Source organism: Candidatus Ryanbacteria bacterium CG10_big_fil_rev_8_21_14_0_10_43_42, from assembly GCA_002793915.1.
Lineage (GTDB): Bacteria > Patescibacteriota > Minisyncoccia > Ryanbacterales > 2-02-FULL-48-12 > 1-14-0-10-43-42.
In genome coordinates this window covers 1-14,921 of record PFEF01000004.1, presented here as the reverse complement: position 1 = coordinate 14,921, position 14,921 = coordinate 1, and the positions used below count along the sequence as shown (strand labels likewise).

At 42.7% G+C, this 14,921-nt stretch carries 17 protein-coding genes and 2 tRNA genes; 15 read left to right on the top strand and 4 right to left on the bottom strand.

Annotation, left to right across the window (positions count from 1 at the left end; genetic code table 11):
* Positions 1 to 130: 130 nt before the first annotated feature.
* The 10 genes from COU90_01350 to COU90_01305 all read left to right on the top strand — a co-directional run bounded on the left by COU90_01350 (position 131) and on the right by COU90_01305 (position 4,918).
* Positions 131 to 1,243 (top strand): hypothetical protein, encoded by a 1,113-nt coding sequence (locus COU90_01350; protein ID PJE64684.1) that lies wholly within the window; start codon positions 131 to 133, stop codon positions 1,241 to 1,243.
* Positions 1,244 to 1,299: 56 nt separating this feature from the next.
* Positions 1,300 to 1,863 (top strand): hypothetical protein, encoded by a 564-nt coding sequence (locus tag COU90_01345; GenBank protein ID PJE64683.1) that lies wholly within the window; start codon positions 1,300 to 1,302, stop codon positions 1,861 to 1,863.
* Positions 1,850 to 2,374: a hypothetical protein gene (locus COU90_01340; GenBank protein ID PJE64682.1), complete on the top strand. Its 525-nt coding sequence runs from the start codon at positions 1,850 to 1,852 to the stop codon at positions 2,372 to 2,374. Before COU90_01345 ends, COU90_01340 begins: the two co-directional genes overlap by 14 nt.
* 25 nt (positions 2,375 to 2,399) lie before the next feature.
* A complete protein-coding gene (locus COU90_01335; GenBank protein PJE64681.1) occupies positions 2,400 to 2,732 on the top strand; it encodes a hypothetical protein in 333 nt (110 codons plus the stop codon).
* Between the two features lie 84 nt (positions 2,733 to 2,816).
* Positions 2,817 to 2,891, top strand: a tRNA-Arg gene (locus tag COU90_01330).
* A gap of 24 nt (positions 2,892 to 2,915) precedes the next feature.
* Positions 2,916 to 3,179 carry a hypothetical protein gene (locus COU90_01325; protein PJE64680.1) on the top strand — a complete coding sequence of 88 codons (264 nt, stop codon included), beginning with the start codon at positions 2,916 to 2,918 and terminating at the stop codon, positions 3,177 to 3,179.
* 139 nt (positions 3,180 to 3,318) lie between these two features.
* Positions 3,319 to 4,155 carry a hypothetical protein gene (locus COU90_01320; protein PJE64679.1) on the top strand — a complete coding sequence of 279 codons (837 nt, stop codon included), beginning with the start codon at positions 3,319 to 3,321 and terminating at the stop codon, positions 4,153 to 4,155.
* Positions 4,031 to 4,591, top strand: a complete 561-nt coding sequence (locus COU90_01315) for a hypothetical protein (protein PJE64678.1) — start codon at positions 4,031 to 4,033, stop codon at positions 4,589 to 4,591. Before COU90_01320 ends, COU90_01315 begins: the two co-directional genes overlap by 125 nt.
* A 7-nt stretch (positions 4,592 to 4,598) precedes the next feature.
* The gene (locus COU90_01310) at positions 4,599 to 4,826 is read left to right on the top strand and encodes a hypothetical protein (protein PJE64677.1); all 228 of its coding nucleotides are present in this window, start codon (positions 4,599 to 4,601) and stop codon (positions 4,824 to 4,826) included.
* 16 nt (positions 4,827 to 4,842) lie between these two features.
* A tRNA-Ala gene (locus COU90_01305) sits at positions 4,843 to 4,918 on the top strand.
* 244 nt (positions 4,919 to 5,162) lie between these two features.
* Here the strand turns inward: COU90_01305 and COU90_01300 are convergent.
* From COU90_01300 to lexA, 3 genes are read right to left on the bottom strand one after another with little or no spacing between them, the layout of a single operon-like run.
* Positions 5,163 to 5,942 carry a TdeIII family type II restriction endonuclease gene (locus tag COU90_01300; GenBank protein ID PJE64676.1) on the bottom strand — a complete coding sequence of 260 codons (780 nt, stop codon included), beginning with the start codon at positions 5,940 to 5,942 and terminating at the stop codon, positions 5,163 to 5,165.
* Positions 5,943 to 5,946: 4 nt separating this feature from the next.
* Positions 5,947 to 7,521 (bottom strand): restriction endonuclease subunit M, encoded by a 1,575-nt coding sequence (locus tag COU90_01295; protein PJE64675.1) that lies wholly within the window; start codon positions 7,519 to 7,521, stop codon positions 5,947 to 5,949.
* A 7-nt stretch (positions 7,522 to 7,528) separates the two neighbouring features.
* A complete protein-coding gene (lexA, locus tag COU90_01290) occupies positions 7,529 to 8,155 on the bottom strand; it encodes a repressor LexA (protein PJE64674.1) in 627 nt (208 codons plus the stop codon).
* Between the two features lie 69 nt (positions 8,156 to 8,224).
* On the opposite strand from lexA, the gene COU90_01285 reads away from it, so the two are divergent.
* Together COU90_01285 and COU90_01280 are read left to right on the top strand one after the other, a co-directional pair.
* Positions 8,225 to 9,520: a hypothetical protein gene (locus COU90_01285; GenBank protein ID PJE64673.1), complete on the top strand. Its 1,296-nt coding sequence runs from the start codon at positions 8,225 to 8,227 to the stop codon at positions 9,518 to 9,520.
* Between the two features lie 4 nt (positions 9,521 to 9,524).
* The gene (locus COU90_01280) at positions 9,525 to 10,088 is read left to right on the top strand and encodes a hypothetical protein (GenBank protein PJE64672.1); all 564 of its coding nucleotides are present in this window, start codon (positions 9,525 to 9,527) and stop codon (positions 10,086 to 10,088) included.
* A 186-nt stretch (positions 10,089 to 10,274) separates the two neighbouring features.
* Here the strand turns inward: COU90_01280 and COU90_01275 are convergent, their stop codons facing one another.
* Positions 10,275 to 10,472: a hypothetical protein gene (locus COU90_01275; protein PJE64671.1), complete on the bottom strand. Its 198-nt coding sequence runs from the start codon at positions 10,470 to 10,472 to the stop codon at positions 10,275 to 10,277.
* A gap of 24 nt (positions 10,473 to 10,496) precedes the next feature.
* Here COU90_01275 and COU90_01270 point away from each other — a divergent pair, with 24 nt between their 5' ends.
* The 3 genes from COU90_01270 to COU90_01260 all read left to right on the top strand — a co-directional run.
* Positions 10,497 to 10,808, top strand: coding sequence for a hypothetical protein (locus tag COU90_01270; GenBank protein PJE64670.1), 312 nt, complete (start codon positions 10,497 to 10,499; stop codon positions 10,806 to 10,808).
* Positions 10,809 to 10,945: 137 nt separating this feature from the next.
* Positions 10,946 to 11,455, top strand: coding sequence for a hypothetical protein (locus COU90_01265; protein ID PJE64669.1), 510 nt, complete (start codon positions 10,946 to 10,948; stop codon positions 11,453 to 11,455).
* Between the two features lie 450 nt (positions 11,456 to 11,905).
* A partial coding sequence (locus COU90_01260; protein PJE64668.1) for a hypothetical protein occupies positions 11,906 to 14,921 on the top strand: 3,016 nt, incomplete at its 3' end.

Genomic DNA, 14,921 nt, shown 5'->3' with positions numbered 1-14,921 from the left:
CATTCATAAACATAAAAACCGCCATACGAGTATGGCGGTTTTATAATACAAAACATATAATATAGTTTTTGCACATTTTTTCTTTTTTGTTCTTTCTTCTTGATTCGTAATTCTTTATACTTAATACATTATGAATTTTTTACGAGCGTTATTTCACGGTCCCCCTTTTTTGCATTTAAACGCATGTGGACTCGATATTTCGGATAATTCATATAAATATATAAAACTGGAAGAACACCCCAAGGGAGGATATCGTATCGGAGACTATGGATCAGTACCCATTCCCTCTGAAATTGTGGGTGCGGGTATTATTAAAAATGAAGATGCTCTTTCGGATTTATTAAAGCAAACATTTCATAAAAAACCATATACTTATGCGGCCTTTTCTCTTCCGGAAGAACAGGGGTTTGTACGCCGTATCCAGCTCCCCCGCATGCCGGAAAAGGATGTCGCCGGGGCCATTCGTCTTCAACTTGATGAACACGTCCCCCTTCAACCGGAAGATGTTACGTTTGCTCATCATGTCATACCATCCGAAACAAAAAAGGACACTCTTGATGTTTTAATTGTCGCCTATCCGAAAATTATTGTTGAATCGTATAAGACAACCGTTCAACGTGCGGGCCTTACGCCTCTTGCGGCCGAAATTGAATCGGAAGCTATCGCACGTGCCGTAGTTCCACAAAACGAATTAGCTAACCCAACACTTATTGTGGATATCGGTCTTACTCGTACAAGTCTCCTCATTGCGCGTCATGGGTTTGCTCATTTTACATCAACCATCGCCATAGGCGGAAACCACTTTCATGAAGCCATCGCGCGCACTCTTAATATATCCGTTCGTGAGGCTGAAAAAATGAAAAAACGATACGGCCTTTCAGAATCTGACGAAACAAAAAAATTATTCACCGCCCTCCTCCCCCTCGTACAAGCCATTCAAAACGAAATCATATTACGTATTAATTTCTGGCAATCGGAAAACATTCGAACTAATCAGGCAGGAGATATGGCTATAAAAAAAGTTTATCTGTGCGGGGGAGATGCAAATCTTACCCATCTTGTCCGCTACATAGAGAAGAATATCGATCTTCCGGTGGAACACGCTAATGTATGGACCAATGTTGTACGCGTACCATCGTACGTTCCTGAAATAGAATTTAATACATCACTCGGATACACAACAAGCATCGGACTGGCGCTAGGTACCATGAAACAGTCTCATCTTCCGAATCAAACAGCGTAACAATCCCATCCGCGCATTTTATAACTAATTACCATACCCATTACACACGTCACTCTATGATTCGCCCCATATTAAATCTACTTTCTCCTGAAGAACAAGCCCTGATCGGTCAAGAAAAAATCAGCCGTTTACTGTTTGCATTTTTTGGCATAACAGCTCTCTTGATAGCAGTAGGCTCCGTACTTCTTCTTCCTTCTTTTTTCTTTCTTTCCTTAAAAGAACCTTCCATCCTTCGCCAAATAGCTCTTTCCAAACAGAGCGTTGAGGCAGGACGCGTACGCCAGGCGGAAGACACTATTCATACTACCAACGAACAATTAACAACATTGTTTGCCGAGAATATTTCCGCCACAGCCCCCCTCTCAACATATCTCCGCGCTATAGCCGACCGAACATCTCCTGCAATTGATATAGATACTATACTGTTTGAAGGAGAAAAAAATACAATAGCAATACGGGGAATTGCCCTTTCACGCAACGACTTTCTTTCCTTCATCCGTCTTCTTGAAAACTATCCGGCATTCTCATCCGTTGATTCACCGGTTGCAAACCTGCTCCGGGAGCATGATCTGCTGTTTAATATTACTATCTTTATAAAGGAACCTGATGAAGAAGCATAAACTTATACTAACGGTTATATTCGGTATTCTGGGAAACGCTCTTCTTGTTCTTTTGGCGTATTTGTTTATTTTTCAAGCTATACAAAATTCCTATACATCTCTTCTTGCATCACACGAACAATTTGCCGTTCTTAAAAAGAAAGAACGTCTCCTAAAAGAATTAGAAGCAACGGTTATCAGTAAGCAATCCGACATTAACCGCATTAATAATGCCTTTCTCCGTTCAACCGATATCGTTACCTTTGTAGAAACACTCGAACGCATTGCTGTTATTAGCGGCGCGGACCTTACTATTAACTCCGCTTCTACTTCGCTTAATGATGAAGAAAAAATACAGCATTCGGTATTTGATCTTTTTCTTGATGGAACGTTTCCCGAAATCTATCAGTATATAACTCTTCTCGAAAATATACCGTTTCATGCGCGTATTCTGACAGCAACTATAAACCAAAACGGCCATACCGGCCCTATACGGAGTACGGTAACAGTGGATGTTCTTACCCTTAAATAATAATCAGCAATCACATAACACACGCATGTCTTCCATTCGTACAACAATAGAATCACTTCAAAAAAATCTGCGTACCCGATGGCATTCTTTTCGCGCAACCCCAGAACGCGCCTGGGGGAGTACGCTTATTATTCTTCTTGGTATGGGAATTTGTATAATCACTTTTAATGCGTATGTGTTCTGGGCATATGTAAAAGAGATTGACCGACTTGTTCTTAATCCTCCCGTAAGCATAGAACGTTTAAATGAGTATCATTTCACGCCCATCGTAAATACTCTTAACACTAAACAAAACCAATACAATCGGGCAATCGTGAAGCAATCTATTGAAGACATCTTTAGACAGACTTTTGAATAGCCCTGGAATAGAGTGAAAAGTATGGTAGTATGTTCTTGTAACTTTATAGAACGCTGTCGTTTTCCGCGCCAAACGAATATAACCGCCCTCGTAGTTCAACGGATAGAACAAGGGTCTTCTAATCCCTGGATGCAGGTTCGATTCCTGCCGAGGGCACCTGCTTATCTTATATGTTTCACCATTATGACAAAATACGAACGTGATGATTTTGGCATACAATTTAATACGAACACGCCTTCTTTTGAATTACGGCGCGAAAAAAGAATGTCTCTCACCCGATTCCTTATCGAACATTCGGGAGGGCACATACAAACAAAAAGGAGTGCTTCTTTAGTATTAATCCTTATAACCATAATTGCCGGCTCTATAACGTTTCTTCTTCTTCACGATATTATGCGTCCCCCAACTCCCATGATTACTATCCCTCCCCCCTCTCAACGAACATAACAATAACCGGCATGTTTTATACATCCGTGCGCGCTTTTTGTCAGGCGCGTTTTTTATTGCGAGAAGCTCATTCGTGGTGTACTATATCCATACAAAGTAGCAATTGGAGTGAAACTATTATTCATGTAAAACATATTTTATGGAATCACAAGAGGAAACAACATCTCCTGCTGAACAGACAGGAGGCGAGGGGATTTATACAAAAAAGGAACGACGGGCAAAAAAACGCGAAGAGCGACGGGCAAAAGAAACAAGCGTGGAAACATCCCGTAGTGCAAAAAGATACTTTCTCTGGGGTGGATTTATTATTACCATAGGAATCCTTATAGGAAGCGTTGTTCTTTTTGGAAAAGATACCGATACACCGCATGACAACACTTCCGTAAACACTCTTGCAAGCACGCTGACAACCAATGACTGGATACGCGGAAACCCCGATGCGGCTGTCACTCTTGTTGAATATGGCGACTTTCAATGTCCGGCATGCGGTGCCTTTTATCCTCTCGTAAAACAGCTTGAATCGGAATTCGCCAACGAAGTTACATTCTCATACCGACACTTTCCTCTTACGCGCGCCCATCCAAACGCCGAACCCGGTGCACGTGCCGCGGAAGCCGCCGGCAAGCAGGGAATGTTTTGGGAAATGCATGATATTCTTTTTGAACGCCAACAGGAGTGGTCGCTTCGTCCAAGTGCCAAGGGAATGTTCCTTTCGTACGCCGAAGAGCTTGGACTTGATGTTGCTATGTTTGAAGACGACTTAACGGCAAATGATGTGGAGAATTTTGTTAAGGAAGATATTCAGAGCGGCAATGCATCCCGCGTTAATGCAACGCCGACATTTTTCCTAAATGGTAAACAAATACTTCCCAACAGTTATGACGAGTTCCGTGCTCTTATACGTGCGGCCATTGAAGAAACAAACCAACCCCTACCGGCAACATCCGAAACAAATGAATCAACCGATACTTTCTAACGGGCTTATTACTCTTTTCCTCTTAATAGCGCTTGCCGGATTTACCGATGCGGCATATCTTACCTATGCTCACTATACACACACTATTCTCCCCTGCTCCCTCACACAAGGATGCGAAGTTGTAACAACGAGCATATATGCCACTATAGGAATCATACCCATCGCCCTTATTGGCGCCTTGTACTATCTCTTACTTGCCGTATCTGCGGTTGCTTATCTTGATACGAAGAAGACGTATGTTATGCGCTATGGAAGCTATCTTACATTCGGCGGCTTTGCAACATCGTGCGTTCTTATCGGCTTGCAGGTTTTTGTTCTGGATGCTCTTTGTCTGTACTGCATATTTTCAGCCACATCATCAACGGCATTATTTATTCTTGGCGTTATAATCCTACAGAAAACAAAAAGAAACATAACCCCCATCTATAATGCTTAATCATCATATGGAATCCTCCGGCAATTCATCCCCAAACCACACATCCCCCATCTCTTCCCCTTCACGTATGGAAGAACATTCAGATACCTTTTCACGCGCAAAAATACAAAACCGAGGATTGTTTTTAATCGTCTTTATTTTTGCCGGTATTATCATTATTCTTTCTGTAATTCTTTTTGCGGCAAATTCCCCGCCAAGCGTATCAGAAAGCAATGCGCGTATTATTCAGGAATAGCGGAGTACATCATAATGGGCCTGTGGCGCAATTGGTAGCGCGCCTCCATGGCATGGAGGAGGTTGTCGGTTCGAGCCCGATCAGGTCCACCAAATTGAATTAGTCGCCTCGTCGCCGTTCGCTTTGCTCGCGTGTCCGGCAGAGAAGTTTTCTTTACGATTTTTTCTTTCGCGCGCCCCCAAATTTTTTTAATTAGGGAAAAGAAAACTTCCCTGCCGGTTTCTGTTCTGATGAACAGGCGGCGGGGCCTCGGCTCGGGCGCGGCGGAATTCCTCCCCCCCAACCCCCCGCCGCAAGGCGGAAAGAGGAGAAGAAAATTTTTGGTTTGCTCCGCCGCTATCTATTAAAGCGCTTAAAGTAGTTATTAATTTCATCTCTCAATTCAATACCCACACGCTCGAAACAATCAAGTAAGTCCTTGTAAGTATTTTTGCCACCAAGAAAATCCCAAAATTCGTTGGCTACTTTAAGCTCGTTTTCTAAATCCAACATACCGCGCATTGTCCAACGATTGTAGGGTTCTGGCTCGTAAGGGTTGTATGGAATGGCAATAAATGTGTTTACCTTTGCTTCCGGTTTATCCGCCAACATCACGGCAACCCACTCAAGCAGTGTTCGTTTAAACTCCTTGAAACCGCCAGCATTTGGTTTGGCTGTTTTTATATCAAACAAAAAATATTCACCACCTTTAGATTCAAACATGAGATCAATCTTGGTCGGTTTTACTTTTATCATTTCGCCAGTTTTCGCAACTTTTCGTATCTTTTCAATTTCCTCCGACTTGTTGGGTGATGTTGTCGCCGTGGTAAGTCCGTCTATAATCCGCTGAATTTCTGCTTGCGCTCCACTGCTGATTTCATTTCCTACTTTTGCTTGCGAAACAGCAAGCTTAAAATTCTTTTGAGCAAGCGCAAGCGCAACCGGTTCAAAAATAGTTGTACCAAAATTTGTATTTAGCGAATGGATAAATGAATAAAGCGCCAGGCGATCCTTACCAAGTAAACGAGTATGGAAAGGCATTGAAGCCGGCTCGGGGTTGTGATTTTTAAACTTGTTTCGAAGACTCGCTTTGAGCGTATCTTCGACATCTTTTACTTGTTCTTTAGATAAAGCCATAGGATTATTGTGATTTAAAGTGAAAAATTATTTCGGAATACGGGTTGCGATCCCGCTCTGTTCTGTTTAGTACTGGTCGCTTAAATTGATTAACAATCTTCATTCCTGATTTTTCTGCAATTTCTGGATACAAATTATACTTATCATTGGCAACGAGGAAAATATCATAGTCATCTTGTAAATATTTTTTGCAATTATTTAGCACGTCAGCAATTCCTTCAACATAAGAGCGGCGCGCCTCTAATCCTTGGCCTTTATAAAGCGGGCCAATCTCTAGATTATCCTTTCTATCAAAACCAAACAGATCATAAGCGTAAGCGTGTTGTTCGTGATAATCAATTTGCCCAACATACGGTGGCGAAGTGAATATGCCACGAATCTTTTGTTTTTCCAAAACTTTATGAAGTGCTTTGTTGCGCTTTTTAGCTTCCGAAAAAATATTGACTGTCCGAGAATCGGATGGCAATACAGTGAAGTGCGCTTCACCACGCAAACGGTCAAATTCTTGGAGTCGTGCGAGTGTATCGCTTGCATACCGGTCAAACCAACACTTAATCGAGTAAAGCGGCTTGCAGATTTTCTTGTGCTTCCAGCAATAATACGTTGTCAGTTGCGGCTCTTTGAGCGTTGCTAGATCAGAATGGGTCGTTGCCCTACACGAGCGAATTGTGCGGCTAAGAATGACTGCCAATGATTTCTTATTACAAACATCTTTAATTTCTTTGATAAGGTTAAAAGCAAAATCAATCTCTTTTCGTACATTGCGGCAGTACCATTTATCTAAGAAATTATCAGCTTTAGTTTGTTTTAGTTCAACACCATACCTTTTCACAAGTCGGTTATAAACCGTTAAAAATTCCTTTTCTTTTTCTTCTGCAAATTTATTTTCATTAATTTTTCCTTGCTGGAGTTGATATCTAAAGCCAGGACTTGGAAAATATTCAGTATTAAACTTATACATTTCCTGCATAAGCTCGTTTTCGAAAGCGACAATGCTGTTGTCATATTCGTAGCTTGTAATCGCCTTCTTGATACGATCTATTTCCTGTCTTAGTGATATAAAATCGTATGCGTGCAGTTTTACATCGCTAATCATGCAATTGAAATGGGATATATCTATTCCAACAGAATGAATACCCATTTCATTTGCTTGCACTAAAGTTGTACCCGAGCCAGAGAAAGGGTCTAAAACAACATCACCCTTCTTGAAATACACATCCGTTTTGAAATCGTCCATATGGTCATCAATAAAATATTGAACGAGTTGAGGGATAAATTTGCCTTTATATGGATGGAGCCGATGAACATGTTTTGTTGTGTCTTTCTCACGCAGATGGTCAAAAGAAAGTGCCCAGTTCAAATCGTCACCAAGTTTCTTTTTCCAATCAACCTCGCGTTGCCCACGCCACGAAGCGTAGTATTTTTTCAAATCATTTAAATCAACGAGCGTAGAGCCGTTTTCACCGTGCTTTTTTACCTTGCCGTACTGTACAAGATATGAAATGTTTGTAGGCGATACCTCTTTTTCGAGATAATCTGTCGCCCATTTTGATGCATCTTGTATTGTTACTAATGACATATATTTATTATATTTCTTTTCTTAATACTCCGACAACTTTCCCCTGAATCTGCACATTGGTTTCGTAGAACGGACTCATGGTTTTATTAGCAGGGACAAGTTTGATCCGATTTTTTTCTCTATAAATTTTTTTAAGCGTAACCTCGTTTCGATCCGGCATATATGCTACTGCCTTCTCGCCATCATCCACCGTTTGCTGGTCGTGAACAATAACGATATCGCCATCCATAATTCCTTCCTCAATCATACTCACACCGGAAACCTTGAGTGCATAGTGTTGGGATGGCGTTGGGAGCATTGAACGCGGTACGCCGATCATCTCCTCGTCTCTTATCGCTTCAATCGGACCACCGGCAGATATAATGCCGAGAAGCGGAATATCCACAAGCTGTGATTTGTAATCTTGTGGAGTAACGATTGAGCGTTTTTTACCCTTGTCTACCAGAAGCAGATTTTTATTGCGAAGTGAATATATGTGTTGGTGTACCGTTGGAACAGATATCTTAAAATGCTCGGCTATCTCCACCATTGAGGGTGAGTAACCATTCTCGCGGCGGTATTCTCTCACAAAGTGGAGCACTTCCGCTTCTCGCTTGGTTGGTTTGTCTGTCTTGGTGCTTGACTCTTGCTTCATGAGTTTAGTATACTACCTAAACATAACCTAAACAAGTACGACTTATCCACATAACCATCGCACCAAATTATGGCTATCCAAGAACAATTTGAGAAGTTTTACGAAAACATAAGACTGACGCAAGCCCAACGTGAGGACGCGAAGCGGAAGTATGACGGCGTGTGCGGAAAGCTCCACTCATACTACTACCCTGACACCAAATACGATGGTGGTACACGATTTCTCATCGGCTCCTATGGTAAGCGAACCCACATTCGCCCCGCCCGAGACATTGATGTCATTTTCATTATGCCGCCGGAAAAATTTTCTCAATACGACGATAACAACTCAAACTGCCAGTCCCAACTTCTTCAGGACATCAAGACGATACTGGAAGAAAAGTATCCCGACACACCAATCAAGGCATTCGGTAAGGTTGTTGTATTGGAGTTTGCGGATCCGCAACACAACGTCGAAGTGCAACCTGCATGGGAAAACACGGACGGCACATTCACTATCCCAAACTCAGAAAACGGCGGAAGTTGGGAAATCGTCGACCCGCGTACTGAAATTAAGAGGATACAGACCTCCGATGAAAAAACGGGCAAGACGAAGGCGTTGATACGAATGATTAAGAAATGGTCGGAGTTATGCACGGCGCAAGTGAAATCGTACGCAATCGAGAATAAAGTTCTTGATTTCTTCTCCACCAACAGTGGCGGCGAGTATGCGCCGACAATCCGTGATTTCTTCTCATATTTTTACAACTCTGTCTCGGATGAGAGCCTACGAAGCCATTTGAACACTGCACTAAGTCGGGCAACCAAGGCCTGTGATCTCGAAAACGAACAGAAACTGGATAAAGCAACCGAAGAGTGGCAAAAGATATTCGGCGACGATTTTCCTATTGCCGAAACGGAGAAGGGTATCGTCGCCACCTTCCACCAAATTGTATCAAAATTACAGGCACTCTTTCCGGCAACGACAGAGGAACACCTTGATCGCAAATACGGCATCGCCACCGTTCTCAACCCGGCCTATTCATTGACAGTAGACGTAAACATCAACCAGAATGGATGGCGACAGAATCACTGGCTTTTGAGTGAGTTTCAAAGGCGAGGCTATCGTATCCAAAAAAACGCAAGTCTTTTGTTTAAGATAATTTCCCACAACGTTCCCGATCCGTATAGCGTGAAGTGGAAGGTAAGAAACTTTGGTAATGATGCGCGTGATTTGGGTGCCCTGCGCGGCGAGATAACTGATGATGATGGGTCAGAAACAAAAAAAGAGAGCACTCTCTATCATGGTGAGCACTATGTGGAGTGTTACATAATTAAAAATGGTCAATGCGTGGCCGTTGGACACGTGTTTGTGCCAATCGGATAAATTTATGGATACAAAAAATCTCGCAAATATTCGACAATCGTTCGCAAATACCGTTTTCACTCACAAAGTTCAGGAGGTGGCCGCTGAAAATGCGGGAAGCCACGCCCTTAAAGTGAAAATTGCGAACATTGGCATCGTGGTACTTGCACTGATTATGCTTCTTCTTCAAGTGGCAAACCAATCAAATCTTGTTTTCTCCTATCTGGGCTCAGGTATTGCGGCAGGCGAAATAATTTTTTTAATTGTTCAGCTCACTTTCAATTTTGAACAAATTGCGCTCGCACATAAAAATTCGGCACTGAAATATATGCAACTGCGGGATAAGTACCGTTCTCTAATAGTGGACACAATGAACGAACAAACACCGCCAAATAACGTCATTGCTCGCCGCGATTCGCTTCAAGCTGAATATCAAGTAATTTCTGATCTTGCCCCGCAAACAGGAACGAAAGAATATGCAGAAGCGCAAAAGCGTTTGCATACGGCTGGCGCTTCGGGTGGAGAACACTACACTTGGTCGGATACCGAAATTGATCAGTTTTTGCCCGAAGATCTTCGGCTTGGTTGATTTCTAGGGAGCCGCCTGCGTTAGCAGACGAGCTTGTGCACGCACAGGGTGGTGGGGCAAGCACAAAGAACTACCACTGACATCGCCGAAGCCACAGAGCGAACACGAAGCAAGCACCGAGCAGGCATCGTGAGCGAAGCGAGCGGCCAGTGCGAGGTGCTTGCGAAGTGTGAGCGGACGTTCAAGTTACCACCAAACGCCGAGAGGAAGTGCCTCGGGCCGACGCGAACGACGGAGAGAAGGTTCGCGTAAATGCTGGAATAACACCACACTATATAAAAAATACTGGGGAAAAGTTATTGGTTCCATTTTACGGTTTTTTGAAAAAAGCATCCCACTTAGATGGGTATTTTTTATTTTTGTAATATATGATACGGTAGGCACGAAATATCATAAGGAGGATCACATATGGCTCTTACCGATTTACCCAAAAAATCTCCGACTCCCTCTTCGGGATTTTGCGAAGAAGATGCGGTATTTTTTGATAAAAACAAGATAATATCTGGTGCGGATTTTTATGCTCGTGTTGATGCCGACGGCATACCCCCAACAGAAGGAATGAGCGTAGAAGACTCTTTCGCTTATAGAAGGGGTATGGAAGACGCCGTATTTCGGGAAATATGCCAAGAATTGGTCGCAAACACCGAAACTGAACCTTCCGTAAAAGAATACGCATCAAGACGCCTTTCGGAGACACACCCGTTCGACGAAAAAGATTAGTTAAGAATATTACCGCATATTAAATATTCTTCTTCATATTCACAAACCCTACATATTAGGGTTTTTTATTTAAATATGTCCACACCTCCTGCTATAAAGTCCATTATTTCATAAAAAATTTTGATATACTGTATTATATGGATGAACAGAAATTTATTCCTATTGCCATTACTGCGAAAAACGCGGTTTCCGAAGAAATACTTACACCTTCCTTTGAAGAAGCATTTGCTTTACCAGAGGAAACAACATCTTCCCTCTCGACAGCGAAGGAGCCGGCAGAAAAAAAGGGAAATACGCCAAGAGAGGTTGAAAACGAACAAGGATCTGTACCACGCTATATTCCCGAATATCCCGTAAAACAGGATGCGGTAAGCTCTGTGCCGGAACTTACAAAAAAAGAACCCTCAAAAGCCGTATATGAACTGTTAGAAAAAGCGCGCGCCGAAATTCAGGCACGAAAACAAAAAAAACTCAATAAAGTCATGGATTTTTTACTTAAAGAGGGGCGCATTACCAATCGCGATGTACAGAAAGCGCTCCGCGTATCGGATGCTACAGCATTTCGCTATTTGGAGCGCTTGGAAAAGGAGGGCAGTATTGAACAAGTGGGAAAAACAGGCAAGGGCGTGTTTTACCGTTTGCGATAATTATCATAGTAAACACATCATTTACACCATATGACGTGTTAAGAAAAACATTCCGCTACTTTTTATGCTTTTGTTAATCCTTTTAGGTAGCTTGTGTTGTATAAAGAATTTCTCCAAAAAGCACCTTATAGAAAGGGTTTTTTACTTTAACACACAACATTGACTTATTACCATAAAAATGCTATTTTATACTGACTATTTTGTTCTTTATTGTACTTATTTTAAAGCTTTATACGTTCTTTCCTCGTTCTTTGTGTATGCTTATAAAGGACATAATCGCGAAATGTCTTTTATTATCAAATTTGTCTTATAAAGGATTGTTCTTGGACAATTCTCTCAAAAAAATCTAACTTCCTTAATTTATCAGCATTATTCCCCCAATAACAAACACATTGGATGGGTATTTTTCTTGTTTTGTTGGGGGAATGACAACTATTAATCTTGTAATTCATGACATATACCAAACGATTGGTGTTTTTTGCCGTAATGCTTCTTTTTGTCAGCATTTCCGCACTTTCCAATACGAATGTTCTTGCAAGTGACGATTCTATCGTACCTCCATTGTGCGGATTTGCCGCGGAAGATGGCCGTATTATTACTGTTTTCGATACATCAAAATACATCGTCTCTAACGGAACAGAGGAAGATGCGCACCTTGGTCCGGTCAGCACCTCCATTCCTGCGGGAACATATGCCGTTTCCCTTTATTCATGGGATGGCTATGAGGGCCGATCAAGTACCGCACAAACCGACGAATCATGGCTTGTCGCGCTTAAAAACGACACCACCGACATAACTTCCACTTCCCCCGTATCTGATATCCCCGATGGCGTTGAGCAAGCAACCGTTTCGGAAATGGTAGAAACACACCTTGTAATACCGACGGATGTCAATTCTGTAACAGCTGTTCATGCAATATATCCATCCGATGCGGAGGAGTATAACAGCGTACACCCCATTTGTGCCGCATTTGACCGCATTGAAGAAGAACCGGAAGAAGAACAGGGATCCATTTCTATCTGCAAAATGACTCTGGATGCTTATGGCGATATAATTGACGGATCAGAGTATGCAACTTCATTTACCATACCCGGACTTACGTTTGCCGGTAATGGTACGGTGAAAGAATCAACAGGAACACTTCCCGATTCGGTTTTTCAAACACCCCTTTCCCTAAATACCACTTTCATCAGCTCGTCACACGATGCGGAATGTATCACTTACGACGAACTTCCTTTTGGTGGATACTTTTATGGTGAGGAAATTCTATCGAACGATGGCTGGAATGAACCACGTTATAACGATCAACACACCATTTCAATTTCATCCATCGACGATTTCTTTCCTTTCTCGGGCGAACTTTTCACAGAGGATGAATCTGACGATGTAAACCGCGACACAAACGCAGACGGCCATATCATCCTTACCGAGTACCAACCTCATCGTACGCTTGTTGTACTAAATCAGCGTACCGAATGGGATTTTCCCGAAGGACCTTCCTGTTCTCTTATTTCCGAAAGCACCGGATGGTACGGTGAATACTTTAATTACCCGGCAAGTCATCCGGCAATGGAAACACTCCACCTTGATCCGGTAGATGCGTACGGCGACCCGCTTTCGGATACGATTCCATGGACAGCAGATTGGTACGATGCTCCTTACTTCCGTTTTTCCGCTCTTGATACCGATCTTGAATTTGGAGATGAATATTTCCCATTTGATCCATTTACAGAGGAGCGTCATACCGGATTTACCGGAGATCACGAATTTCACTTTGGCGTACACTGGCAAGCGCTCGTAACAGCGCCTGTGGACGGCTCCTACGAGTTTCGTATAACGTCCGATGATGATTCGTGGATTTATATAGACGGCGAACTTGTGGTGAATAATTCGGGTGAACATAGCGAAAATACAATTTTTGCAAGCACTACGCTTTCTTCAACACCAAAGAAATTCGATATATTCTTTGCAGAACGAAACACAAAAGGATCATCGATGTTATTTAGGTTTCACGACCAAGATGTTGTGGTGAAGCCTTTTAACCCTATGTGTCTTGTGAACGAACAGCCTGTTATTACCGTTATTGGAAACAATCCCCTCCTTCATCTTGTTGGCGACACCTTTACCGATCCGGGAGCAACGGCGTCAGATGCGGAAGATGGAGACATAACGTCCAGTATTGTTATAGGCGGAGATAGTGTTTCATCTACTACGCCTATCGGTAGCTATACCATCACCTATGATGTAATGGATTCGGACGGTCTTTCTGCTGATCAGAAAACGCGTATCGTTACCGTTATTCCAACGGAGTGTACGGATAATGATTCTCGTACCGTTTCTTTTGGTGACGCAAGCGTACTTGCCGATACCGGTGGCATATTCTTTGAATCGGATTCTCGTGTTTTTGGATCGGTATTCTCCAATGGAACAACAATCTCTAAAAACGATCCTATCGTTACCGGTGACCTTTCCGTTGCGGGAAAGTCAACCATTAACGGAGACCACACAAAACACACACTCACCGTGGAAGGAAATGCTTACGGATATGGTATTCGTAATATTTTTGTGGAAGGATCAGCATTTTCCACAACGGAAATATTCTCATCCACCAATGGCAACGGCCAAAAAACGATAGGAGGAGATGCATATGCAGATACAATTATAAATACGGTTATCTTGGGAGATGCGTATGTTGTTTCTTCCATAGATGTAAATAGCCCCGTTAGCGGCTCTATTATTCCTCTTGTTTCTCCGCCAACACCTTTGGCAGAGCGCAACTACGCCATTTCTCCTGATGATATTTCCGCATGGAAAGCTGTTGCGGCGGCTGGCGAGGATATTACTCCCGTTTCCTGTCCATTTAGACCTACTCCCGGACAACATATCGGTCCTGCTGTTGTAAATTGCGATATGCGCATGAAGGATACCGACAGCGTTGTCCTAACAGGTCCTTTGTGGGTAAAGGGAAACCTTACCATGGATGATAACTCTTCTATAACACTTGATTCATCCTACGAAGGTAATTCCGAAGTCATTATCACAGATAATCCGGATGACCGCATATCTTCAAGTCGTTTCATATCGGAAAGTTATTCTTCCATTACCGGAACGGAAGATGAGGATAGTGCGGTTTTGGTTATTTCCCTAAACAATGCTTATCGCGAAGATCCGACGGCCGAAAGCGCTATCCGTCTTCGTAATCACTCATTCGTCCCATTCGTATTTGCACCGGACGGACACATATTCCTTGAACATGAAACATCAACGCATGGTATTGAAGGTTATTATGTTCATCTGAAAAATAATGCTTATGTAACGGGCGATCTTGCTTCCAAGTCCATTACCTTTTCAGATTCCTGCACACCAAAAAACAATCCTCCTCTCATAACCGTACTGGGAGATGATCCGATAATCATCACCGAAGGCGATACCTTTACCGATCCGGGAGCAACGGCGTCAGATGCGG